This is a genomic window from Cytobacillus depressus (assembly GCF_008923245.1).
GTDB classification, from domain to species: domain Bacteria; phylum Bacillota; class Bacilli; order Bacillales; family Cytobacillaceae; genus Cytobacillus; species Cytobacillus depressus.
On record NZ_WBOS01000010.1, the window covers coordinates 20023 to 44485 of the forward strand.

Sequence of the window (24463 nt, forward strand, 5' to 3'; positions counted from 1 at the left end):
ATTAAAATATTTATATTTACAAATAGATTACAATAATTTAATATTTCTGTATACAGTATACTGAATACAACAAAAAGAAAGGGGGAGTAACTTGAAAAAACTGATTCAAAATGTGTCACTGGCTGATCAAGCATACAACTTATTAAAGAAAGCCATCGTATCAGCCGAACTTGCACCCAAAGAAGAACTACCCGAGGAAAAACTAGCAGCAGATCTAGGCATTAGCCGCACTCCACTTCGAGAGGCGCTAAAACGATTAGCGATGGAAGGCTTAATCGTACTGCAAAAAGGACGCCCTGCTACCGTTGCTACATTTACAAAAGAAGATTCTCTTGAATACATGGAGCTGCGGAAAGTACTTGAGATTTTTAATATCGAGAAAATCATGCCTATCGTAGATGAAACCTTAATTGAAGAATTAAAGGATAATTTAAAGTTCCAACAAGAAGCGGTTGAAAACAATCATTATCATGACTTCATCGAATACGACCGTGAATTCCACCTTATTCTTGCCTCAAGAAACAACAACACGAAATACCAAGAAATGATTCATCACATGAATACAGGGGTCAATCGCGCATTCCTGTTATTATCAACCACTCTGAAAGTAAGTGCTTACGAAGCCTACGAAGAACATGTAAAATTCATTGAAGCTCTTGAATTGAAGGATGTAGCGTTAGCCAAGGAAAAAATGTATGAGCATTTTCAAAATGTAGAAAAAAGATTCTTAAGCCTTTTCCGCAATGAGGAAAGCGAGGAAAACGAATAAAAGAATCCTCGCTCTTTATATTTTAGGTGGTGGCAATAGTACACCGTATCAGATTTGTATACAAATACAAAGGGTAGCTGAAATGAAAGGGGAATGATAATAATGATGAAAATCAATTCAATGATTCAAAGACCAAACTCGCAAATAATAAAGGAATTAGGAGCAATTTCTCCGAGTGATTATGGACACGATATTAATTTCCAATTAATCAGTGCAAGAAAAATTAAGCCGCTATTCCCTATCGAAAACACTTTTGCCGGCCCAGCGATAACTGTAAGGATCCCCCCTAATGATGGGTTATTAGTAAATAAAGCGCTCGATCTTGTGCAGCCTGGTGATGTTGTTGTCATCGATATGAATGAAGAAGAACGTTTCGCATGTTGGGGGGAAATTACGACAAAAATTGCTATGGAAAAAGGCGCTATCGCCGCTATTATAAACGGACCAGTTACAGATACAAAAGTAATTACGGATCTCCAATTTAATGTATTTTCTTATGCAGTTTCTCCTTTAACAACTAAAGTGTATAGTCTTGATGGCGATGTGAACGTACCAGTATCTATCTCGGGATGCATCATTAATCCTGGCGATATTATTGTCGGAAGTAACGATGGATTGTTGGTAGTACCACAGGAAGAAGCTTTAGCGTATCTAGAAATTGGTAAAAAGGAACAAGAAGCTGATGATAAACGCCGTGAAGATTTAGAACGGTTGGGTGCAGAGAATTATCTACGTCGCTTCGACCCACTTTGGAACGAGATGTTAGAAAAGCATAAAAACAACTAATTTAATAGGTTTTCATATGTAAATTTCAATACCTTAAACTGTTTTTTACGAATTTACCGAAAAGGGAGAGGGTAAGATGGGGAATTTATCGGCTGAAAAACAATTAGATACCTCTAAAGAATTACCGACAAAAGAGAAAAAGATAGGGTTGCGCTGGGGACTTGCTTTTGTCTTTTTTATCGTCGGATTTATTGCTTACATGGACCGTGCCAACATTTCAATTGTAGCAATACCAATGATGGAACACTTTGGTATGGATAAGGTTCAATTTGGATTATTGGGTTCACTCTTTTACCTTGGATACTGTTTCGCCCAAATTCCAGGCGGAATGCTTGCTGAGAGATTTGGTGCGAGGAATATAGTGACCATCGCTATTACATGGTGGTCGATATTTACAGCCGTAACAGCCGCTTCCGTCAATTATGTTGTATTATGTGTTGTTAGATTTTTCTTTGGAGCTGGAGAAGGTCCGATGTACCCAGGGAATGCCGTATTTAACTCTTACTGGTTTCAAAGGCATGAAAAGGGACGCGCGGCTAGCGCATTATTAGCTGGTTCTTTCTTTGGACCCGTTTTAGCTCCCGGGATTTCAGTAGCAATTCTAGCATGGTTTGGTTGGCAATGGGTATTTTATATTTTTGGTATTCTAGGCATAGTGATTGCACTTGTTTGGTATTTCATAGGGCGTGATAAACCAGAGAATCACCCATGGATTTCCGAAAGTGAAAAATCGCTTATTATCAAAAACCGAGATATTAGTAGTTCAGAAAAAAAATCTGCACCTTGGAAGCTGTATCTAAAAAACATACGTTTCTGGGCAGTAGGGGTTCAATACCTTGTTGTAATTTACATGAACACTTTCTTCTTAACATGGTTACCTACCTATTTGATAGAGGCTCGAAATTTCTCCCTAAAAGAAATGGGATTTGCTGCAAGTTTCCCTTGGTTAGCTATCTGCCTTTCAGTTCTAATCGGAGGCGCTGTTTCAGATAAAATTCTACAAAAAACAAACTCACGTATGAAAGCCCGTGGAGGAATGGCCATTTTAGGATTCGCTTTTTTCATTGCGGGATTGTATTTCGCAGCATACGCTGTTAGTCCTTGGATGAATGTTCTATGGTTGACCGTAGCACTTGGAGCATTAGGACTCCCTATCGTTGCTTCTTGGGCCATCGCAAACGATTTAGGGCAGGAATTTGCTGGTTCTGTTAGTGGATGGATGAATACTTGGGGAAGTATCGGGGGAATCACCTCTCCTATTATTTGTGGATGGTTTGCTCAAGAAATGGGTTGGAATGTTACCCTTTTAATTAACATTTTCCCTGTCATATTTGCTGCTTTGTTATGGTTCTTTATCAAACCTGATAAACCGTTAGTTCAGTTAGAAAATAAATAGAAGTTCACACAGCTTCTATTATCCAGATGACATACTGTATAGCTACCTATTACTTTAGTGTATTGGGTGCAAGATTTGAGTTAAAAATGAAAAAAATAATGATTACATCAAGAAAGGTGAAAAGCATGCCATTATCCATTAATCTTAGGGCAAAGGAATTGGAGGTTCCTGGAATTAGGCAATTTGCCAATCAACTCATTCATTTCCCTGACGCTGTCAATCTAACAATCGGGCAACCAGATTTTCCAACTCCTGATGCTATTAAAGACGCGGGTATTCGTGCCATCAAAAGCAACCAAACAGGCTATTCCCATAATGCTGGATTACTAGAATTACGGCAGGCCGCCGCTTCTTTTTTCGAAGATACTTACGGATTTTCTTACGACCCGGAAACGGAAATCATCGTGACAAATGGAGCAAGCGAGGGTATTGATTCTGTTTTCCGAACGATCCTTGAAGAAGGCGATGAAGTCATCATCCCTGCCCCCATTTATTCGGGGTATGAGCCCATTATCGAATTATGCGGGGCAAAGGTTGTTTACTTCAATACATCGGACACGGGCTTTCTCCCATCACCGGAACGTTTGAAAGCAATGATTACGCCGAAAACGAAGGCCATATTAATGAATTACCCATCGAATCCGATCGGGATTACATTAGAATCCGATTTAATGGACAGTTTGGTAAGCATTTTAGAAAACGAAGAAATTTATATTTTGTCAGATGAGATTTATAGTGAAAATACGTTTGTTGGCAAGCATCGCTCGTTCGCATCGTATCCACAGCTCCGTAACCGCTTGTTTCTAATTCATGGGCTATCGAAATCTCATTCGATGACAGGATGGCGAATTGGTTTTGTTTTCGGGCCTGAAAAATTAATGCATCACGTTTTAAACGTCCATTTGTATAATTCCATTTGTGCATCATTGCCAAGCCAATATGCGGGAATTGAAGCATTGACTGCTTGCCGGGATGTACCTGCCAAGATGAATATTGTATATATAAAGCGCAGGGACTACGTCTTTGATCGGCTTACAACCATGGGACTTGATGTCGTAAAACCAAATGGGGCTTTCTATATCTTCCCTTCGATTAAAAAGTTTGGAATGCCGTCGTATGAATTTGCCACAAAACTGCTTCACGAAGGTGGAGTAGCAGTCGTTCCAGGCAGCACGTTTACTGAACATGGAGAAGGCTATATCCGTATCTCCTATGCTTATGCGATGCCGATGTTAGAAAAAGGAATGGACCGACTCGAGCAGTTTATTGCATCATTAAAAAAGAGGCCTGATCACAAAGTTAGTATCTAGGTTTCTTATTTAAATGAATGATCCCAAAATTTTTCACGTAAAAAGGAGCTATTAAAATGAGTAATGTAAAATGGGGTACACCAGAATCATTACGCGCTTTACTTTGTGAGCTTGTGAGCTGGCAAAGCAGAACCCTCACAGAAGGGGAGTGCGAATTCGCATATAATGTGAAAGCGAAGTTAATGGAGCTAGATTACTTCAAAGAAAACCCGTCCCACATTGCCCTACATGACGCTGGATTGGGACGCCATGCCGTTACCGCTTTATATAAAAAACCAGAAGTGGAAGACACAATTGTCCTGATCAGCCATTTTGATACAGTTCATACAGAAGAATACGGTGATCTTGAGCCGTTAGCATTCCAGCCTGAGGAACTAACAAAAATCTTAAAGACTCGATTACATGAGCTACCTAAAGAGGCGCGAATTGATTTGGAGTCCGGCCAATACTTATTCGGCCGTGGAACGATGGATATGAAAATGGGTCTAGCCCTGCAAATGGCGCTGATTGAAAAAGCGAGTATAGAAAATTGGCCAATCAATTTACTGCTTGTAACTGTACCAGATGAAGAGGTGAATTCGGCTGGCATGCGTGCGGCGGTCCCTGAGCTAGTCCGTTTACGGGATGAGCATCAATTAACATACAAATTATTCTTGAATAGCGAACCATCCTTCTCTCAAGAACCAGGAGATCCGAATTATTATATTTATTCTGGAACCATTGGAAAAATCATGCCTGCAGTCTTATTTTACGGAAAAGAAACACATGTCGGCGAACCGATGAGCGGAATGACAGCAAACTTTATGGCATCATTTTTAACACAGCAAATGGAATGGAATCCGTTATTCCGCGAATCTGACCTTGGTGAAAGCACACCATTACCTGTTTCACTTCAGCAAAAAGACTTAAAAATGGAGTATTCGACCCAAACTCCATATCGGGCCGCAGCTCTTTACAATGTCTTTCTTTTTAAACGAAGCGCAGCGGAAGTGATGGATATTTTCACCGAAGTAGCTAAAAAAGCAGCGGAAGCATGTAATACGGCTTATTTAAATATTTGCAAAAGCGAAGGTGTGAAGCCGGTCGGTCAAGTAAACGTGTTACTCTACGAAGAACTGCTCCAGCATGCCAAAGAAAAATTAGGTGCTGAAGCCGTGGCAAAAATTAAATCGAAAGCATTAGAAAACCCAAATTGGGATGACCGTGAAAAGTCGATCCGTATCGTTGATTCTCTCATGATTCAGTGCCAAGAACTTGGACCGACGATGGTTCTGCTTTATGCACCGCCTTACTACCCAGCAGTCAACACATCTAATGATCCGCTCGTTATCGAGGCGATTGAATTAATGAAAAAAACCGGTATAGAGGAATTTAATTTAAAAGTCAATCAAATCCATTATTTCAATGGCATTTGTGACCTCAGCTACGTTTCTTATAAGGATGAAAATGATGGCTGGACCGCATTTGAACGGAACACACCAGTATGGGGAGACACATACAGCATTCCATTTACTGAAATGCAGCAGCTGCAAGCACCTGTACTAAACGTAGGCCCATTCGGAAAAGACGCGCATAAACGCACCGAGCGCCTTCATATCGAAAGTGCCTTCGTCCAGCTCCCAATCATGCTAGAAACACTCATCCACAGCATGGTGTCAGACACCAAAGAAAGACAAATGAGCTAATTTTCCTCCGTGAGCGGACAAATTAACACCAATTTAAAAGCAGGAAGACCTTTGGAGATCTTCCTGCTTTTTTGTGAACTTTTTTATAGGTCCTCTATTACTATATAAGTAGCTTTTGTCGGTCCGTGGACACCAACGACAAGCCTCGATTCGATATCTGCGGAGTTACTTGGTCCGGTAATAAAATTAATACAAGAAGCGACGTGCTCTCCGTTTTTTACTTTTTCCCTCATGATTTTTGTTGCCTGTGTCATTCTCGGTACGATCGTCGATTTCGGGATGAGGATAACGGATTTAGCAGGCAGGAAGCTCACTGTTCTTCCCCTATCTTTGCTACTAAAAAGGACGGCTGTGCCAGATTCGGCAAGGGTAATATCGCTTATCGTTATTCCCACATTGGCTTTTTCGGCTAGCTCAATATTTTCTTCTCCTCTTGAAGATTCCCATTCATTTATTTCAACATTTTCTTCGGGCCATATTTGTTTAAACAAAGGAGTTAGCCCAATGGTATCAAAGCGAGAGTCTTTCCAAGTCAAAATCGGGCCCCCACCGTAATTGGATACAACTGTTTTCAATGTTTCCATTAAGCCGCTTTTGCCCGAAACAAAGAAATCCGTGTGTATTTTCGTGCATTGCATTTTCAAAATCTCTAATAATTCATCCGAGCCCGCATCTTTTAATACAGCGTGTTGAGGCTGATATTTCCATTTAGGTCGTTCTACGCCTTCAGTGAATGAACGTTGCCCTAATTGCCCCGCAACCTTGCTTAAAAATTCATCTCTATTCTGTATCGTCCCTCTCATTATTTGTCCTCTCCTTTAGAACGCTCTTTAAACCAATCCCGAAAGCGTTCTTTATTCGGTGCAGGGAAATCCCGGATTTCTGTCCAAGCCTTTAACGGACCAGGACCACTCGATATTTTATCTCCCACCGTGAACGGATTCATCGCAGACGGCGCCATTTTGGAGCCTAATTTGTATAGGGAAGGAGATGCAGCACCGAGACCAAATGCTTTCATCGCTAATTTTTCCGAAATCGGCGCCCTTCCTTCCTTTTCAACAATTACCTGTCGATGTTTGTGGAGTAATTCATGCAACGGAATTTTCACAGGACAAGCTTCCGTACATGCTCCGCATAATGTTGATGCATACGGAAGTTCCTTATAGTCATCATAGCCACCTAATAATGGGGATAACACCGCTCCAATAGGTCCAGAGTAGATGGAACCGTACGAATGGCCCCCGACATGGCGGTAAACAGGACAAACGTTCACACATGCAGCACAGCGAATACACTGAAGAATCGATTGAAACTCTCCGCCAAGAATGTCTGACCTGCCATTATCAACAATTACTAAATGGAAATCTTCAGGTCCATCCGCGTCCCCTGCATCTCTCGCCCCCGTTAAAACCGTCACATAGCTTGTCAGCTTCTGGCCAACCGCGCTTCTTGTTAACATGCTTACTAGGACATCTAGCTCTTCATAGGTTGGAACAAGCCTTTCCATCCCCATAACCGTTATTTGAGTTTTCGGCAATGCCGTTACTAAATCGGCATTGCCTTCATTTGTCACTAAGCAGATTGAACCCGTTTCAGCGACAGCAAAATTGCAGCCCGTGATTCCAACATCCGCTGTTAAATATTCCTGCCGCAGCATTTCTCTAGCATGCCAAGCCAGCTCTTCAGGCTTCTCAGATTTTTGATAGTTTAATTTTTTTGCAAAAACATCCCTAATTTGTTCTTTATTTTTATGCATGGCAGGGCCAACAATATGAGAAGGTGGCTCATGGTCATCCAGCTGAAGAATGTATTCTCCTAAATCCGTTTCAATGACCTCACAGCCCGCCTCTTCTAAACAGGCATTTAAATTAATTTCTTCTGTCACCATTGATTTCGATTTGACTACCTTTTTGGCGTTTTTCTTTTCAATGACTCCACGAATGTATTCATTCGCTTCGTCGGCTGTTTTGGCAAAAAACACATGCCCGCCTCGATTCGCGACATTTTCACTTAATTGATATAAATAAGAATGAAGATTTTCTAGTACATGCTGGCGAATTTCCTCGCCATGAGAACGCCATTCTTCCCAATTGCCAAGCTCTTCCGCCGCATCCAACTTCCTTGTCCGCAAATTATCCTGTGCACTAACAACAGCCCCTCTCATGAAAGCATTATGAACACCCGCATCTACCCGATTATTAAAATCATCCGTTCCAATTTTCATTGGCATATTTATCTTCCCCCTTTAAAAGGCACACAATCTTTGAAACTTGATTAACGAATATGATCTAGTATCTCTATTGTAACTATATTCACTATTCAATGTCATAGAAAAATTCAAACTAATGTAATTATACTTTCTTAAAATAACTTCGGACCTTTTTCGTGAATGGACTTTACTCTTTATTTTCTCTAAAAAATCAGTTATCATTTTTAAAAAACTACTAGTAGGGTGTTACTCATGAAAAAATATTCGAAAGTTTTTAAAGGGACTGCTTTTTCGAGCAAGTCACCAAAGGAAGTACAAATATTAAAAGATTACCTTTTTTGTATAAATGCAGATGGGATGATTGAAAAAACGATTAGTCCTGAAGAAGCTGACTATCAAATTCTGCTTGATGCTTATGAAAATAAGGAAAACTTCCATTGTTTAGCTCACGGTCAGTATTTCTTGCCAGGCTTCGTCGATTTGCATGTTCACGCGCCACAGTGGGCTCAGTCTGGGAATGCCTTAGACATTCCACTCTATGATTGGTTAAATACGTATACATTCCCGCTTGAATCGAAATTTGCTGATTTAGATTTTGCGAAAAATGTGTACGAAGAAGTTGTGAGCACTCTTCTCGCAAACGGAACAACGACCGCCCTTTATTTTGCTACCGTTCATAAAGAAGCAAGCTTATTATTAGCCGAAATATGTGCGAAGAAGGGACAACGCGGTTTAGTTGGGAAGGTTGTCATGGATGATCCTGAACAGAACCCTGAATATTATCGTGATGCCGATACTGAGACAGCATTAGCAGATACAGAGGAATTTATTTTGGCCGTCAAAGAATTGGCTAAATCAACGAAACAGGGTGTTTATCCAGTTGTAACACCTCGCTTCATCCCTAGCTGTACGGACGAGGCACTAAAAGGTTTAGGGGAATTGGCAGCGAAATATGACACTCATGTCCAATCTCATTGCAGCGAAAGTGACTGGGAGCATGGATATGTGAAAGAACGTTTTAATAAAAATGATGCGTTTGCTTTAAATGATTTTGGTTTGCTGCGTGAAAAGTCTGTTATGGCGCATTGTAATTTCCTAGATGATGACGATGCAGACTTATTCGCGGAAACTGGCACAGCTATTGGCCATTGCCCCATCTCAAATGCTTATTTTGCCAACAGTGTTATTCCGATCGCTCATTTACATTCAAAGAGTGTTGATATCGGCTTAGGTTCCGATATTTCCGGCGGCTTCTCACCAAGTCTCTTTGATAATGCGAGACAAGCTGTGATGTCATCGAGAATGTTAGAGGATGGTGTGAATCCGAAGCTTCCGGCTGAAGAACGTGGTGTGCCAAACTCACGGATTACCATTAATGAGGCATTTTATCTCACAACTGCTGGAGGCGGCGAAAGCTTAAGCTTGCCAATTGGCCGTCTGGCAGAAAATTATACATGGGATGTACAAATCATTGATACATCATTAACGTCGGCTAAATTACCGATTTATGATGCTAACGAAGATCTGCATGATATTTTTCAAAAAATCATGTACTTAACCCGGCCTGAAAACATTCGTGAAGTGTGGGTTCAAGGGGAAAAAGTGCATTCACGCAACTAACAACAGAGGGCAGGTCGAGACCACTGAAAAAATTCTCGCTTTCAGTAATCTCTTCCTGCCCTATTAATGCTACGAACCCATTTGCACTTTTGGGTGTAAGGATTTTGCCTGCATCTGATACATTTGATCGTATATGCCACCTTGGGCTAACAGCTCGTCGTGTGTTCCTTGTTCTTTAATAACGCCACGGTCTAGAACAAGAATACGGTCAGCATTTTTTATAGTCGAAAGACGGTGTGCGATGATAAATGTTGTACGCCCTTTCTTCAATACCTCCATCGCGTGCTGAATGATTTCTTCTGTCTCTGTATCAATATTGGATGTTGCCTCATCCAGTATTAAAATAGCGGGATCAAAGGCAAGTGCCCGGGCGAAGGAAATAAGCTGGCGCTGGCCAGACGAAAGCGTACTGCCTTTTTCAATAACAGGCTCATCAATCCCTTTTTCCAAGTTCTTGAGAACCCGTTCAGCTCCAACCGCCTTCAGTGCATTCTCCACTTTTTCCCGTGTAATTTTCGGATCATTTAAACTTACATTCGAGGCAATCGTTCCAGTAAATAAATATGGATCCTGCAGAACAATCCCCATATGCTGGCGGAGCGTCTGCCTTGGCAAAGCCGCCACATCCATCCCATCAATGAAAACTTTCCCTTTTGAAGGATCATAGAAACGAAACAGCAAGTTCATGATCGAGCTTTTTCCAGAACCCGTATGGCCAACGAGCGCAATCGTTTCGCCTTGCTTCGCCTCAAATGAAATGTTTTTCAAAACATAATCATTGTCTTTATAGGCGAATGTTACACTATCAAATACGACATTCCCTTTATATCTTGGCATCGTTTCCTCTGATACCTCTTCACCAGTCGTATTCAACACTTCAAACACCCTGTTCCCCGCAATGAGTGAACGCTCGAGCTGGGAAAACTGATTCACGACATTCGTTATTGGATTGAACAATTTCGTTAAATAATCAACGAACGCATATAAAGTACCTGCAGAAACGATTTCCGTCGTTGAAATTGATCGTGTCCCAAAATAAACGATAAAAATCATAAACATAATCAGACGAAGCGTATTGACTAAGTTAAAGGAAGTAGCCGAATCTAGAAATAATAATTTTCGCTGATACGTATAATGCTCTTCGTTCATATCGTCGAATTCCTTCGTCATCTGTTTTTCACGGCGAAAGGCTTGAATGATCGTCATACCCTGAATAGATTCATTGATCATCGCATTAAGATCAGCGATTTTTGTCCGAATGACGTCATTATACTGAGCAGCATATTTTCGGTAAAAAATCATCCATAAATAGATGATCGGAATCATGATTAATGCAATCATCGCCATTTTCCAATTTAAAATAAATAGCGCTATATACACTCCTGCGACGGAAATAATGCTCGTCGCAAAATTTGAAAGGACTTGCACATATAAATTTCTAATCGCTTCCGTATCATTCGTCACACGTGCCACAATTTTACCAGCTGGTAGATGATCGAAATATTGAATCGGCAATGTTTGAATATGCCCAAATACATCTTTACGTAATTTCTGCACAACCCGGTTGGCGCCTATCTGCAAAAATATATACATAAAGTAACGCAATACAGCAGTAGCCATTGCTAAAATAAGAAATAAACAAAGAAGCCACGCAATCGGCTTTATGTCAAATTTACCGATGATCATATACTCGTCAATAATATATTTGGCAATAAATGGCCCAGCAAGCTCTGTAAACACTGCAGCCGTTAAGAAAAATAGCCCTAAATAAATCGGCCGCTTAAAATACAAAGCATATTTCGTTAATCGTTTACTCGTACTCATGCTCCGCCTCCTTCTAGCTGCTGACGGTCAAACTGTTCTTTGTACCAGCCATCCTGCTTTAGAAGCTCTTCATGTGTTCCCCGCTCCGTTATTTTCCCTTCATCTAACACGATAATCTCATTGGCGTGCTGGACACTAGATAAGCGATGAGTGGTAATAATCGTCGTCTTCCCAGCCCGTTCATTTTGAATGTTTTTGATAATATTTGCTTCCGTTTTTGCATCGACAGCTGATAGTGAATCGTCAAGAATTAATATTTCAGGGTCCTTAATAAGCGCACGCGCAATGGATACCCGCTGCTTTTGCCCTCCTGATAAAGAAACCCCTTTTTCCCCAACAAGCGTTTCTAGCCCCATTGGTAAGTTCTCCAAATCCTTCTTGAAATAGGCGAGGTGAACCGCTTTTTCTATATCCACATCGGTTGCATCCTCTTTCCCGAATAATATATTTTCCCGAATCGTCCGTGAAAATAATACGTGATCCTGCGGGACATAGCCGATCCAATCGAGAACTTGCTCTTTTGTCTGTGAGGCAATATCTATTCCATTTATGTTCAATTGGCCTTCTTCAAGTGGATATTCACGCAATAATTGTCTAAGGAAAGTCGTTTTGCCTGCACCTGTTTTCCCAACTACGCCAAGAGTCTCCCCTTTTTTGAGTGATAGAGAGATTTGCTGCAAATTTTTCACTTGGCTCGTCGGATATTGAAACAGCAAGTTATTAAAGCCAATCGCACTTGGTGCCGCAATGGCAACAGGATGTTTCGTGTTTTGAACGTCCGCTTCATAAATAAGCGTCTCTTGAACACGATCTAGCGAAGCATTTCCTTGCTGCATCACATTGATTAGCTCGCCAATAGCGAAAATTGGCCAAACGGCTATCCCTAAATAAACGGTGAAGGTGACGAGCTGTCCGACAGACATTTCGCCATTTGAGATTAAAATGGCGCCATATCCAATCGCCACCACATAGCTAATGCCTGTTCCAACCTTTGTAATCGGTCCGAACAAAGCATTTATTTTTGCTGTATGCATATTTTTCTCGTAAACTTCTTCGCTCTTGTCAGCGAAATTCACTTCATCTTTTTTCTCCTGCACATAGGCACGAATGGCACGCACACCGGCAACCGATTCTAAAACACTATCATTCAGCTCTCCAAATGCGTCTTGTGCCTTCATATATCGTTCATGTACAAGCTTGCCAAAATATTGAATGAGCATAGCCATAATAGGAACCGGAAGCATGGCGAAAAACGTTAATTTCCATGAAATCATAAATCCCATCGCCAAAATAATCGTACCCAAAAATAACGTAGAATCAATAAGTGTCATAATCCCGAAGCCTGCTGTTAATGAAACAGCATTTAAATCATTCGTCGCCCGCGCCATTAAATCACCCGTACGATTTCTTTCATAAAAGGTTGGGGTCATTTTTAAAAATTGGAGCATTAACTTCTGGCGCATGATCCTTTCCAGATTAATCGCACCTTCAAATAGTCGATATTGCCATACAAAATTTAAAAAGTAGCCCCCGACAATAATCGCAACGAAAAAGAGTACATATTGAATTAATATCCCTTTCGTCATGCCCCCTGCCGCTAAAATATCGATGATCGAGCCTAATAAATACGGCGGAACGACATCTAGCAAACAGGCAAACATCAATAAAACAACTGCTAGTGCATATTGCTTCCAGCTCTGTTTGAAAAACCACCCTAATTTCCCTAACACATCAAACATATATCAAACCTTCCTTCCCACTTATGTTGTGAAAATTGCTACCCACTATCCAGCAAATCCTTTTTGAAAATCAATCTTTTTTGTCTACATCTCATCATCATCCGCTCCCTTTCTTCTATCCACTAAAAAATTCCAACAAAAAAGATGCATACCCAAAGAGCATGCATCTCAAAAAAGGTATAGAAGTCTTACCATACCCTTCTTCTCGTTAAGAATATAATTTTACAGAAAAAGAGCGTGGATCATGTATGAAATTAATTAATTTAAAGTTCATATCAAAGATTCTCATGATCCATTCCTCCTTTTGTCAAAGCTTCGTCAGCCATATAAGCTAAACTGCTTTTTTCGTAAAATTTAATTAGTGTTCTTGAAGATTACCACCTATTTCATATTATTGTCAATAGTTAGACAAAAGATTTTATTATGTAGCTTTTCTATTCAACTATTAACTTAAAAATAGCCGTTACTGGATTGTGATCGCTATGTTCAAAGTTTAGTGAATGGCCTTTGACATCTACTAGTTTAATATTAGAAGAGATTAAAAAGCCATCGATGATCGAAAGGAAATTCTCACCTTCAATATAGCTTTCAGCAATTGTTCTCGATGTCGGAACTACTCTGTCAGCCACCCATTGAAAGCCTTCAGGAAGGAAATCTCCTGGGATCATTTGCAGCCAATCAGGCCAAGCCTCGAAAGATGGAAAGCTGTTCGGATCTGTGCCCGGGATGGAATGATTCCAATCGCCACCGATAATAATATAATTCCCTTTTTCATATTCCTCTGTTAAATAATCACTGATAAATCCAAGCTGCTGTTTACGAACCTGCCCGCCTTTATCATAAGCAGATAGATGTGCATTAATTAATAAAAGCTCTTTTCCATTCGTAAGTGGAATTCGCTGTTCAAGCATGCAGCGATCTAATTCAAATAATTGTCTTGGCCAGCTTTCTTGTCCTTTTAAAGCGAATCGTGTACTTTCTTCAATATGATATTTTGCTAGAGTGACAAGCCCGCTGTTTACAGCACCATGCGGCTTTGTAATAGGAACTGGCACCCATTTTACGAGGTAGTTTTGCGCAAATGTCGAGCTATATTGCGGAAGCCGTTCCATTACATACGCTTCCTCATTTACATGAAAGCTTCTCGTTGAGTCGCGATCCACCTCTTGTAAAAAGTAAAAATCAGATGATTCCTTTTTTAAAAAATCCCCCATTGCCCGCATGTTCTCCTCAACCTTCTCTTTACTGCTTGCACGGGAATTGCTGCCGCCATCCATAAAGAAATTCTCATTCTTATCTAGGCCGCCATAGCCAATATTAAAAGTCGTAATGGAGAATTCTTGTGCTGGATTAAACATTAACGGCTGGTTTCTCTCTGTTTTTAACGCAATCTCGTCATCTGGTTTATAATCCGCAATGCTTATATAAAAAAGGAAACCGCTTAACAAAACGACAATAGAGATGACGATACTAAATAAAACTTTTCCCCATGTACGCAAATTTTCTCTCCCCTTTGAAAAAGAGCAAAGCCTTTCAAAGACTTCGCCTGCCAAGTTCACAATTATATTATTTTGCTGTAACTGCTTCCGCAGCAGCTACATATTTCTCGTACCACTTTTTCCACTCATCTTTTCGCGAGAACGAGCGGCCGTCAAGTAATGCATGAATCACATCTAAACATACATGCCAGCCTGCCAAATCCCTTGGTGTGTGATCTGTAATCTTATTGATTTTTTCTATTAAAACTAAAAGACACTCATTTCCTTCTGGGTATAATTCAAATCGAACGATGTCCTCTGCCCATGTAAATTCCAATACAGAATTCAAAACAAGTTCTGTGATTTCCATCTCCTCAAACGTTCCATCCTGCATATCAAACTTAATGAATCCACCTTTACGCAAATCCTCAATATGCAGCTCAGAGAACCATTGCTCTAGTTTTTCATTGTTAGTTAACATCGACCACACATCTTTAACTGGATGTTCTAAATTCCTTTCAAATCGTGCAATATAACCCGTTTCACTTTTTTGAATTGTTGCTAGCATTTTTCTTTCCCCCTTTAATTTGACTTTGAACATGCTCATAAACCTGAAAATAACTATACTGAATATATTAATTTTCATCCATTATAATATAGAACTACCGTTTAAACTTAAGATTTTCATAAAGCCTGATTATAGGAAACGAAGTGTATTTGCAGGTATATAAATAACTATTTAAAAGCTTCTTTCGGTACATCAAATACATTCCATAAAAAAATAATAAAGAGAAAGGAAAGGAGCCAAGCTAAAAGTGGTCGGGTATGATGAATTCTAAGGATAATAAACATGACAAAGTTAAACAATATAGACCAATAAAAATTCCAACCATTGTAATAGTCCATGAAGTTAAACTTAATATCGATGAACTCCTGTAATGCGTATAAGAGCACCCAACCAATGACAAACAGCAATTGATTCTTCCATTTTCTTTCAGGAAACCTTGATAAATAAATTAAAATGGTAGCCGGATACTGTATGATCATAATAGAAAAGGATATGTGTGCATTCGTTAATCCAATATCTTCATTTATTCCTTGCGGATTGTATCTCCACATTGGATAAGTTTCAGATAATAAATAGAGATAAATAAAATTCCCCAAAATATAGAAGAGAATGGTTGGATAATATTTTCTCCAATTTTTATAATCTCCCCATTTATATAAAGCAAACAACCAAACTAAAGCATAAATGGCATTCAAGCTGAACATCCTCCAAGTAAATACAATATTTCTTATTATCTCCATACTTTTCAAAAAGAATGACTGCTTAGATAAGGGATTATGCTGAAGCGCAGATTTTACATGTTTAATTTTCGTTTGAGAATAAGTTTTTAAATTGAGAGGGAAAGCTATTGAAAAAAAGATGGATGTGATTTGCTTTGGAACCGACCAAACCCGAAAATACAGCTGAATATCCAAATAACTCAAATGACAAACTAACATCTGCAGAAATCGGAAAACTGTGGGCGTCCTATATGGGAAATAGCATGACTAAATGCATTATGAGTTATTTTCTTAATCATGTGGAGGATAAAGAAATTAAAGCTCTATTAAACACAGCATTACAATTTGCTAATGAATTTTTAAATACCATTGAGGACATATTTACGAAAGAAAATTATCCGATCCCAGTAGGATTTACTGATAAAGATGTTAATCTTGATGCCCCAAAATTATTTGAAGACGAGTTCTATGTATATTATTTAAAGTATGTCGGAAAAGCTGGGATGAGCATTTATAATGTAGCCATTCCTTTAATGTACAGAAAAGACGTAAAAGACTTTTTTATCCACTGCATGAATGCTTGCATTAGTTTAATCGAACAAGTCAACAAGATATTAATGGCGAGAGGAATGATAATAAAGCCACCTTATATTCCAATCCCAGAACAGGTGCGTTTCGTACAAAAAGATTTTCTAAATGGCTTTTTTGGAGATGTGCGCCCTTTACACGCCTTAGAAATTGCCCATCTTTACGATAATATCGAAAATAACGTGACAAGCAAAGCGCTGCTCGTAGCTTTTACTCAAGTAGCAAAAAAAGAAAAGGTGCGCGAAGTATTAAAGAAAGGCGAAGAGATTACAAGAAAATCAATTGAACGCTATATGGATAAGCTACATAATGAAAATTTGCCATCTCCATCATTTTTAGGTCATTTAGTTACGACATCCACCGTTTCCCCTTTTTCGGATAAAATTATGTTATTTCATAAGGTGGATATGTTTTCAATGAAAATTAGGGCCATTGGAAACTCCTCAGCTGTAGATGGCAGACGCGATCTCGGTTTGATGTATTTAAAATCTTTAACAAATATTTCTTTATTTGTCGAATCGGCTGCAAAACTAATGATTGAAAACGGCTGGTTTGAGCAACCCCCAGAAGCAGCCGATCGAGGGAAACTGACTTCTAAATGAGTACTTTACGATGACGATAACAATTGGTGCTTTGGTGAACTGCGAAATGTCCGTTAGATGAACAATTGCGGACATTTGGTTCAACAATTAACCCCGGAATGTCCGTTAGATGAGCGATAACGGACATTTCGAACAAATAACTGATCTTAAAATGTCCGTTGCCTCTTAGCTCACTTATAGTAAGTCCACTGATAATTACCAACCTTATTAAAGTTTTTTAATAACCCCCTTCTAATTGTCCTTTTATCCTTTACTCCTCCACACCAATCATAAATAATATTAGTAGTCATTTTCTTCTCAGGGAGTTGTAACCAACTCTTTCTGCCCACAAACTCCAGAAACATTAAACGTTGCTGTACTTGTTTCTGACTGAATGTTATTAAATAATGTATGATTAATTTGAAAATCATTTTTTAAAAGCTAAGGGAGAATTGAATTTGACTAATAAATACTGTCCCATATGTGGAGAAGAAAATAAGTGTATGACTAACGGTAGCGAACAAGGACAATGCTGGTGCAATGAAGAAAAGTTTCCAGTAGGAATCTTTGATTTAGTTCCTGAAGAAAGCAGAAGGAAACATTGTATATGTAAAAATTGCTTAAATAAATATAAAGAAGAGCAGAATAATAGTCAGCAGTGAATACTGAGCTACAAGTCATCTAAAAAGGTGGCTAATTTTTTTCGCACTAGTGGTTATAGCCACCTAATAGAACAGATAATTTAATGAAACCCAAAACAACACGACTAAATTTCAAACATGGAAGTAGTTGGTTTAAGCATTCTAGGCCGGGCGAAGTACATATTTTCTTTACTCCGAAGTCGAACTATACACATCCTCATAAGAATGAAATCCATCTGAAATAATTGTACGATCTATGTTGTGTTTATTTACAGTAATTGGCGTTATTAGTTTAGAAGGGACTTCTACCTTTCCATTATAAACTTTGCGGTCTGTGGAGACCTGCTCGCCTTTAGCCATTTTGACTGCTAGTTCTGCTACAGACTCTGTAAGCATGTGAATGGGTTTATAAACTGTCATGTTCTGAGTTCCAGCAACAATTCGCTGCACGCCTGATAAGTCAGCATCCTGTCCGGCAACTGGGACTTTACCAGCAAGTCCATTTGCTGTGAGGGCTTGGATAACACCACCTGCTGTTGCATCATTGGCAGCAATCACCGCATCGATTTGTCCGTTAGTTGCCCGGATAGCCTCTTCCATATTGGCTTTCGCATTTACTGGATTCCAATCCTTTGTCCACTGATCATAAACAATTTGAATATCGCCGCGCTCAATATACGGCCGAAGAATGTTAAACACACCCTTTTTCAATAAATGTGCATTGTTATCAGTAATTGCCCCTCCAATAAAAACGTAATTCCCTTTTGGTACGAGAGCCGTAATGGCTTTTGCCTGCATTTCACCCACTTGTTCATTATCAAAGGATGCATACATATCGAGATCCGCATTTTTGACAAGCCGATCATAGGCAATAACTTTAATTCCTGCGCGATGTGCCTTATGGACAATCGCAGCCGTTGCTTCTGCATTATGCGGGACAATGACTAAGAGATCGATCCCGCTTTGAATGAGTTTCTCAGCCTGTGTCATTTGCAGAGCATCATCTCCGTTTGCCGCGATAATCTCGACTTCCGCTCCTAATGCCTCAACCGCTTCCTTAAACAAATCACGGTCCCTCAGCCATCTATCCTCTAGCAATGTATCCATCGAAAAACCAATACGGATTGGACGATTTTTCTCACCAAGAGGAATCTCTTTTGCTGGATTAACTGGGTCCGAAACTTGACTTGAAGTGCCTGTGCAAGCAACTAACAGCAAGTTTATTCCTATTAGAATTATAGCTATACGGCTCAAACACTCACCCCTCTTTTGCCATTTTTATCCTATCTAGATATCGTCTTCTTGCTTAATAAAGTTTTTCGATACTCCTTCGGGGATATCCCGCACATTTTCTTAAATACTTTGCTAAAATAATTCGGCTCATTATATCCAATCTCGTAAGTTATTTCCTTAAGACTTCGCTCCGGGTCGTTCAAGAGCTTTTTTGCTTTTTCAATGCGGCACTGCGTCAAAAAATCGATATAATTGATTCCTAGTTTCTCTTTAAACATTTTACTAATATAAATAGGATTTAAATTGATCTTCTGTGCTAAAGTTTCAAGTGAAATATCCTCATGCGAATGATCACGGATATATTGCTGGATTTGTTGGATTTTATCTGACTCCGCTTGATCGAAATGGGCATTATAGATCGAGTTCATTTGCCTAAGCATTTGAAGAGTCTCAGTTCGCAATTGACGGTAATCCTGTGCTTGAAGTGAGAAAAATGGAGCATCCGTTTCAATCCTCATATCATTCATCACTCGGCTCACAATCCAGAGCAACTCAAGTACTCGCTGCTGTGTATAAATGAGTGGTTTTCTTTCAGATTCATACTGTTGGATAGTATTCAACACAATCGAACGAATAGATTCCCAGTCTCCTAAGCGAATATTGTCAAAGAAAGCTTTCTGTTGCTGTTCTAAATTCGGATTATCTGTTTCTAAGCTATTTGCTGGAACATCGGAGTAAAATCGGACTTTGGCGGCGAGCGTTGTATCCATTAAGGCGATAAGTGCCTCTTGGTATGATTGACGAACTTTATCTAGTGACTCGTATATTTCACCAACTCCTATAATCCAGTCCGCCCTTAACTGCTCTTTATCTAAAGATAAGATTGCTTTAGCCAGGTTTTGCACCTGCCAGCGAAATGATTTTCTATTGTCACGAAAAACAATAATAGGAAGCTGTCTAACATATAAGGCTCCCACCCAAGCATTGCTCGTTTCGTGAACCTTTTCCTTGATTCGCACATAGTAATGCTCAGCTCTCTCAGGAAGAGTCACTACCATAACAAATTTTTCATAAGCCGAATGAGCATCAAGCATATCGACAAGCATCTCAATTTGCAGTTCATGTATATGATCAAATATTAGCTGTGTCACAATATCTGTTTCTGCTAATGTTAAAGCCTTTTTCCAATTTTCTTGCTGCATCTGACTTATCATTCTCGCTTTAAGTTCCTGCCTGCATTCATCTAACACTTTTCCAACTGTTGAGACAATCTCACTTGCTTTACTAGGTTTCAATAAATAGTCCTTTACCCCTAGCTTGATTGCTTGTCTAGCATAACTAAACGTATCAAATGCCGTCACCATAACAAACTTGATAGTCGGGTGTTCTGCCTGAATTCTTTCAATCGCTTCAAGCCCTGTCATACCCGGCATCATAATATCCATTAAGATCAAATCTGGTTGAATAGTATTTGTGAATTCTATTGCCAATTTCCCGTTTTTCGCTTGGTAAATCATCAGTTCAGGGAAAGCTTTTTGTAAAATGGCCTGCATCCCTTCCCGCTCAATCGGTTCATCATCAACAATAAGAAGCTTCATCAACATTTTCCTCCACCTTTGTCTTTGGAATTTGTATGACTACTTTCGTACCACGGCCTACTTCACTATAAATCGTGACTAAATCATTTACTCCGTAATATAGCTCTAATCGCTTGACGACATTTTGAAAACCGATCCCTGTAAAATGCCCCTCATTTGGAAGAATGCTCCCGCCAAGTAACTGGTCAATTTTCTCCCGAGGCATCCCTTTTCCACTATCCTCGATTTCAATAATGACACAAGATCCATTCTTCTTAATTCTAAACGAAATGCTGCCCCCTTCTTCCTCTGGCTCAATAGCATGAATAACAGCATTCTCAATGATTGGCTGAAGAGTAAGGCTTGGAATCTCAAAGTGTAAGCAGTCTTCGTCAATGTCTGATTCAAAATGTAGGCGATCCGTAAAACGCGCCTTTTGGATCTCTATATATTGATTTAAGACAATCACTTCTTCAAACAGCGTTACAGAGCGATCGACTCGCTTTAGGTTATAACGCAGTATGCCAGCCACACTAACTAAGAGATCACTTGTCTCCTCTGCACCATCCAAATAGGCCTTTTTCGACAATGTATTCAAGGTGTTGAATAAAAAATGCGGATTTATCTGGCTTTGCAAGCCTCTTAATTGACTTTCCCTTAGAAGCAGTTTGCTTTGCTGAAGCTCATGCTCAAGCTGAGCCTTTTGCTGAATTTCCAAGATTAAATTATTAATATTTATTCTCATCTCATCAAAAGTTTTTGCCAGAAAAGCTATTTCATCAGTCGAATCCACTTCGATCCGCTTATTAAAACGGCCTTGAGACAATTCATTAGCTGCCTTAGTCAGTTGATAGATCGGTCGTGTAATACTTAGTGAAAACAAGTAGGCTACTAATAGTAATACGAATGTAATTAAAAGCAATAACGAGATTCCTAGATTCTTTAACTCTTCTGATTGCTTAATAATCCCACGATAAAACTCGTTATACGTCTTCAATTCACGATCTAAAATGGTTAATGTCATTTCTGATATGTACATCGAAATACGGTTGGCTTCATTAAATTCTTTCGTGGAATCTTCAATTTCATGATTATTAGAAAACATTATAGAACGATTTGCCGTTTCGATAAGACTGTCTATTAAGTGAATATAATTCGTTACTGAAAATGTATTTTCTTCATTACGCAAATCTGCTACATCTCTTTTTACCTTTTTAATCGTACTTATGCTTTTTTCAACCTCTTGTTTGCGCTTTTCGGTTGGGACAAGTAAATAATTATTTAAATTAGTTATCATTTGCTGACTAGCTGTTGTAACCTCGTTTATCTGCAAATAACGCTGTAAAATATCATTGGATTGCTTCTGTGTTTTCTGATTGTAATAGGTCAATGTCAGCCAAATCATCACCATGATCAGCAGTACAACGGAAACAAGCGTCCAAATCTTTTTCTGAATCGTCGTCGTCATCGCTTAACACCCGCAGCTTCAACCATTCGCGTTTCCGTAAAATATCCTTTTGAATTGAGCGGTACAGTCTTTCCTGTGATCCATTCCATCAATCTTTTTACACTTTCACTACCCATTTCTTCTGGCTTTTGCTCCAAAATGGCATCTAGCTTTCCTTGTTCTAAAAGAGGTGTTGAATCGACTCCATCATCGAACGTATAAATAAAATACGGCTCTACTTGTGTCCGTCTACTAATTTCTTGAATCATCGTGCCTGCATAGTTTGCATTAATGGCTATAAAAGCAGTTGCATTAGGAACTTCATTCATTATTTGCTGCGTTGTTCCCATCACTTGTTCCTTCGTATTTGCTGTTCCTTTAAAAAGAATATGAATGTCTGGATACCCACTTAATACTTCCTGAATACCAGCTAAACGTTCTTTTTGATAATAGGTTGGTTCCATGTCACCAAGTATAATGACTTCACCATTTGCGCCCATATCTTTAAGCATTTGCAGAGCTACCTTTTTCCCAGCCAAATAATGATTAGAACCAACATATGTCTTCCGTAAGCTCTGTTCAGCCGGCACATCGTTCGCCACCGTAATTACAGGAATTCCGTAAAAAGCCGCCTTCACCTTTGTCAGCTCTTTGAACTCGTCAGTATCAAGCCCTTGGACAATGATTCCATCCACCTTCGATTGAATAGCAATCTCCACTTTTTTCAAAAAATCTTCTTGATTATTTCCGTAGCTCCCCCATACCTCTAGCTGAATACTTTCTGCTTTCGCCTGCTTCAACGCTCCTTGACCAACTCTATTCCAAAAAGGCGTATCCAACTCTTTCGTAATAAGGACAAGACGAATGGCTTCTTCAACAGAAGTAAGTGGGGCGGGCATATGACTCGTTGAACGAAACACTTTAGTAGCTGATAAAATAGTAAAATAGCTAAAAATGATAATGAATATACTTAGTGTAAGTACAACTTTTTTTCGCATACACCTTCCCCATTTCCTTAAGCTAGTTCCTTCCATCTTATCACCTAAACTATAAGTACAAAACAATATAGACACCCTGTAAATAGGATGCCTTCATAGCTATTATTCCCTTTTTTACGCTCGTTGCTTTCGTGTCATAACGTCAAAGATTACCGCTCCAGCTAAAACACCACCGCGAATCATATATTGATAGGAGATTCCGACACCGAGCAAATTCATTCCATTTGATAACGAAGCCATAACAATTGCACCAATAATCGCACCCGTTACTTTTCCGACGCCGCCAGCTGAGGATACACCGCCAACATAGGCCGCAGCGATAGCATCAAGTTCAAATAGGGTTCCCGCTGTCGTTGTTGCCGATTGCAGCCTGGAAGTAAATAGAATACCAGATAACGCGGCAAGCATCCCCATTGATCCGAAAACAATATATGTGATTCTTTGCACGTTAATCCCGCTTAAATGTGCCGCCTCGGGATTACTTCCTACAGCATAAATATGACGGCCGAGTACAGTTTTAGTCGTAAGAAAATGATAAATAATAACAACGAGAATCATAATGACAACAGTCCACGATAACCCGTTATACCCTGCTAAAATCCAAGTAATATAGCCAATAATGGCTGATATTAAAGCGAGCTTTACAATAAAAATTTCTTTTGACATGACATGAAAACCATATATTTGCTTACTGCGACGATTGGAGATTTCGGTGTATACATATAATAAAACTCCGACACATCCCGCTAATAACGTCAGTAGATGTAAGCCATTCACCTGCATGATGGATGGAATAAATCCGTTCCCAATTGCATTAAACTGTTTGTCTTTAATAATAATCGTGCCTGTTTTTTCTGTAACTTGAAGGAGTGCACCACGGAAAATCAGCATGCCAGCAAGTGTAACAACGAATGATGGAATCCCTAGCCTCGCAACTAACGAGCCGCTAATTAATCCGATCACCGTACCAAAAATTAATATGAGCAAAATGGTCAGCCATACCGGTAAACCGACTTGAGTCAAAAAAATAGCCGTAATCGCACCAAGAAACCCTGCCAAAAACCCCACCGACAAATCGATATGGCGAATGACGATGATAAGAGTCATTCCAACTGCCAGTACGGCAATATAACCAGCAGAATCTAGTAAATTACTAATGTTTCGGGAAGACATAAACAAGCCGTCCGTCAATATTGTAAAAGTTAACATGATGACGATTAACGCAATATACATTCCGTAATCTCGAATGTTGGCTTTAACGAGCTCTTTCCCTTCTTTATAAAAGTCCATCGTTA

20 protein-coding genes are annotated in these 24463 nt (G+C 39.4%); 8 read left to right on the forward strand and 12 right to left on the reverse strand.

All coding sequences use genetic code 11. The features are described 5' to 3' along the window. Positions 1 to 91 precede the first annotated feature (91 nt). From F7731_RS17430 to F7731_RS17450, 5 genes are all read left to right on the forward strand, one after another. Positions 92 to 769, forward strand: a complete 678-nt coding sequence (locus F7731_RS17430) for a GntR family transcriptional regulator (protein ID WP_151536087.1) — start codon at positions 92 to 94, stop codon at positions 767 to 769. 102 nt (positions 770 to 871) lie between these two features. Continuing rightward, positions 872 to 1555 carry an RraA family protein gene (locus F7731_RS17435; RefSeq protein WP_170289739.1) on the forward strand — a complete coding sequence of 228 codons (684 nt, stop codon included), beginning with the start codon at positions 872 to 874 and terminating at the stop codon, positions 1553 to 1555. Positions 1556 to 1631: 76 nt separating this feature from the next. Then, the gene (locus tag F7731_RS17440; RefSeq protein WP_151536089.1) at positions 1632 to 2951 is read left to right on the forward strand and encodes an MFS transporter; all 1320 of its coding nucleotides are present in this window, start codon (positions 1632 to 1634) and stop codon (positions 2949 to 2951) included. 125 nt (positions 2952 to 3076) lie between these two features. Continuing rightward, positions 3077 to 4261 carry an aminotransferase class I/II-fold pyridoxal phosphate-dependent enzyme gene (locus F7731_RS17445; protein WP_151536180.1) on the forward strand — a complete coding sequence of 395 codons (1185 nt, stop codon included), beginning with the start codon at positions 3077 to 3079 and terminating at the stop codon, positions 4259 to 4261. 56 nt (positions 4262 to 4317) lie between these two features. Next, entirely contained in the window at positions 4318 to 5946 is a 1629-nt protein-coding gene (locus tag F7731_RS17450; RefSeq protein WP_151536090.1) for a M20/M25/M40 family metallo-hydrolase, read from the forward strand. Positions 5947 to 6029: 83 nt separating this feature from the next. Here F7731_RS17450 and F7731_RS17455 read toward each other — a convergent pair whose 3' ends face one another. After that, on the reverse strand, positions 6030 to 6749 hold the full coding sequence (locus F7731_RS17455; RefSeq protein WP_151536091.1) for a LutC/YkgG family protein: 720 nt from the start codon (positions 6747 to 6749) through the stop codon (positions 6030 to 6032). Next, a complete protein-coding gene (locus F7731_RS17460) occupies positions 6749 to 8176 on the reverse strand; it encodes a LutB/LldF family L-lactate oxidation iron-sulfur protein (protein WP_151536092.1) in 1428 nt (475 codons plus the stop codon). The genes F7731_RS17455 and F7731_RS17460 overlap by 1 nt, the downstream gene beginning before the upstream one ends. 231 nt (positions 8177 to 8407) lie before the next feature. On the opposite strand from F7731_RS17460, the gene guaD reads away from it, so the two are divergent. After that, positions 8408 to 9775: a guanine deaminase gene (gene guaD, locus F7731_RS17465; RefSeq protein ID WP_151536093.1), complete on the forward strand. Its 1368-nt coding sequence runs from the start codon at positions 8408 to 8410 to the stop codon at positions 9773 to 9775. 69 nt (positions 9776 to 9844) lie between these two features. Here the strand turns inward: guaD and F7731_RS17470 are convergent, their stop codons facing one another. The 5 genes from F7731_RS17470 to F7731_RS17490 all read right to left on the reverse strand — a co-directional run bounded on the left by F7731_RS17470 (position 9845) and on the right by F7731_RS17490 (position 16079). After that, entirely contained in the window at positions 9845 to 11599 is a 1755-nt protein-coding gene (locus F7731_RS17470) for an ABC transporter ATP-binding protein (RefSeq protein WP_151536094.1), read from the reverse strand. After that, the gene (locus F7731_RS17475) at positions 11596 to 13338 is read right to left on the reverse strand and encodes an ABC transporter ATP-binding protein (protein WP_151536095.1); all 1743 of its coding nucleotides are present in this window, start codon (positions 13336 to 13338) and stop codon (positions 11596 to 11598) included. Before F7731_RS17475 ends, F7731_RS17470 begins: the two co-directional genes overlap by 4 nt. 434 nt (positions 13339 to 13772) lie before the next feature. After that, positions 13773 to 14837: an endonuclease/exonuclease/phosphatase family protein gene (locus F7731_RS17480; protein ID WP_151536096.1), complete on the reverse strand. Its 1065-nt coding sequence runs from the start codon at positions 14835 to 14837 to the stop codon at positions 13773 to 13775. A gap of 67 nt (positions 14838 to 14904) precedes the next feature. Then, positions 14905 to 15384, reverse strand: coding sequence for an SRPBCC family protein (locus tag F7731_RS17485; protein WP_151536097.1), 480 nt, complete (start codon positions 15382 to 15384; stop codon positions 14905 to 14907). A gap of 167 nt (positions 15385 to 15551) precedes the next feature. Continuing rightward, positions 15552 to 16079, reverse strand: a complete 528-nt coding sequence (locus tag F7731_RS17490; protein ID WP_246197275.1) for a CBO0543 family protein — start codon at positions 16077 to 16079, stop codon at positions 15552 to 15554. Between the two features lie 179 nt (positions 16080 to 16258). Here F7731_RS17490 and F7731_RS17495 point away from each other — a divergent pair, with 179 nt between their 5' ends. Continuing rightward, entirely contained in the window at positions 16259 to 17293 is a 1035-nt protein-coding gene (locus tag F7731_RS17495; protein WP_246197277.1) for a DUF3231 family protein, read from the forward strand. A 437-nt stretch (positions 17294 to 17730) separates the two neighbouring features. After that, positions 17731 to 17934, forward strand: a complete 204-nt coding sequence (locus F7731_RS17500; RefSeq protein WP_151536099.1) for a cysteine-rich CWC family protein — start codon at positions 17731 to 17733, stop codon at positions 17932 to 17934. A 168-nt stretch (positions 17935 to 18102) separates the two neighbouring features. On the opposite strand, the gene xylF is transcribed toward F7731_RS17500, so the two are convergent. From xylF to F7731_RS17525, 5 genes are all read right to left on the reverse strand, one after another. Further along, positions 18103 to 19167 (reverse strand): D-xylose ABC transporter substrate-binding protein, encoded by a 1065-nt coding sequence (gene xylF / locus F7731_RS17505; protein WP_246197278.1) that lies wholly within the window; start codon positions 19165 to 19167, stop codon positions 18103 to 18105. Between the two features lie 29 nt (positions 19168 to 19196). Further along, the gene (locus F7731_RS17510; protein WP_151536182.1) at positions 19197 to 20747 is read right to left on the reverse strand and encodes a response regulator; all 1551 of its coding nucleotides are present in this window, start codon (positions 20745 to 20747) and stop codon (positions 19197 to 19199) included. Further along, entirely contained in the window at positions 20725 to 22191 is a 1467-nt protein-coding gene (locus tag F7731_RS17515; RefSeq protein ID WP_151536100.1) for a sensor histidine kinase, read from the reverse strand. Before F7731_RS17515 ends, F7731_RS17510 begins: the two co-directional genes overlap by 23 nt. Continuing rightward, the gene (locus tag F7731_RS17520) at positions 22188 to 23168 is read right to left on the reverse strand and encodes a substrate-binding domain-containing protein (protein WP_151536101.1); all 981 of its coding nucleotides are present in this window, start codon (positions 23166 to 23168) and stop codon (positions 22188 to 22190) included. The genes F7731_RS17515 and F7731_RS17520 overlap by 4 nt, the downstream gene beginning before the upstream one ends. 114 nt (positions 23169 to 23282) lie before the next feature. Beyond that, positions 23283 to 24458, reverse strand: coding sequence for a sugar ABC transporter permease (locus F7731_RS17525; RefSeq protein ID WP_151536102.1), 1176 nt, complete (start codon positions 24456 to 24458; stop codon positions 23283 to 23285). Between the last annotated feature and the right edge of the window lie 5 nt (positions 24459 to 24463).

Bases quoted from the DNA above. Each gene is read 5' to 3' on its own strand.
- F7731_RS17475 (WP_151536095.1), bottom strand. From the start codon at position 13,338: ATGTTTGATGTGTTAGGGAAATTAGGGTGGTTTTTCAAACAGAGCTGG.
- F7731_RS17515 (WP_151536100.1), bottom strand. From the start codon at position 22,191: ATGACGACGACGATTCAGAAAAAGATTTGGACGCTTGTTTCCGTTGTA.
- F7731_RS17435 (WP_170289739.1), top strand. From the start codon at position 872: ATGATGAAAATCAATTCAATGATTCAAAGACCAAACTCGCAAATAATA.
- F7731_RS17440 (WP_151536089.1), top strand. From the start codon at position 1,632: ATGGGGAATTTATCGGCTGAAAAACAATTAGATACCTCTAAAGAATTA.
- F7731_RS17455 (WP_151536091.1), bottom strand. From the start codon at position 6,749: ATGAGAGGGACGATACAGAATAGAGATGAATTTTTAAGCAAGGTTGCG.
- F7731_RS17520 (WP_151536101.1), bottom strand. From the start codon at position 23,168: ATGCGAAAAAAAGTTGTACTTACACTAAGTATATTCATTATCATTTTT.
- F7731_RS17445 (WP_151536180.1), top strand. From the start codon at position 3,077: ATGCCATTATCCATTAATCTTAGGGCAAAGGAATTGGAGGTTCCTGGA.
- F7731_RS17450 (WP_151536090.1), top strand. From the start codon at position 4,318: ATGAGTAATGTAAAATGGGGTACACCAGAATCATTACGCGCTTTACTT.
- F7731_RS17485 (WP_151536097.1), bottom strand. From the start codon at position 15,384: ATGCTAGCAACAATTCAAAAAAGTGAAACGGGTTATATTGCACGATTT.
- guaD (WP_151536093.1), top strand. From the start codon at position 8,408: ATGAAAAAATATTCGAAAGTTTTTAAAGGGACTGCTTTTTCGAGCAAG.
- F7731_RS17470 (WP_151536094.1), bottom strand. From the start codon at position 11,599: ATGAGTACGAGTAAACGATTAACGAAATATGCTTTGTATTTTAAGCGG.
- F7731_RS17460 (WP_151536092.1), bottom strand. From the start codon at position 8,176: ATGCCAATGAAAATTGGAACGGATGATTTTAATAATCGGGTAGATGCG.
- F7731_RS17525 (WP_151536102.1), bottom strand. From the start codon at position 24,458: ATGGACTTTTATAAAGAAGGGAAAGAGCTCGTTAAAGCCAACATTCGA.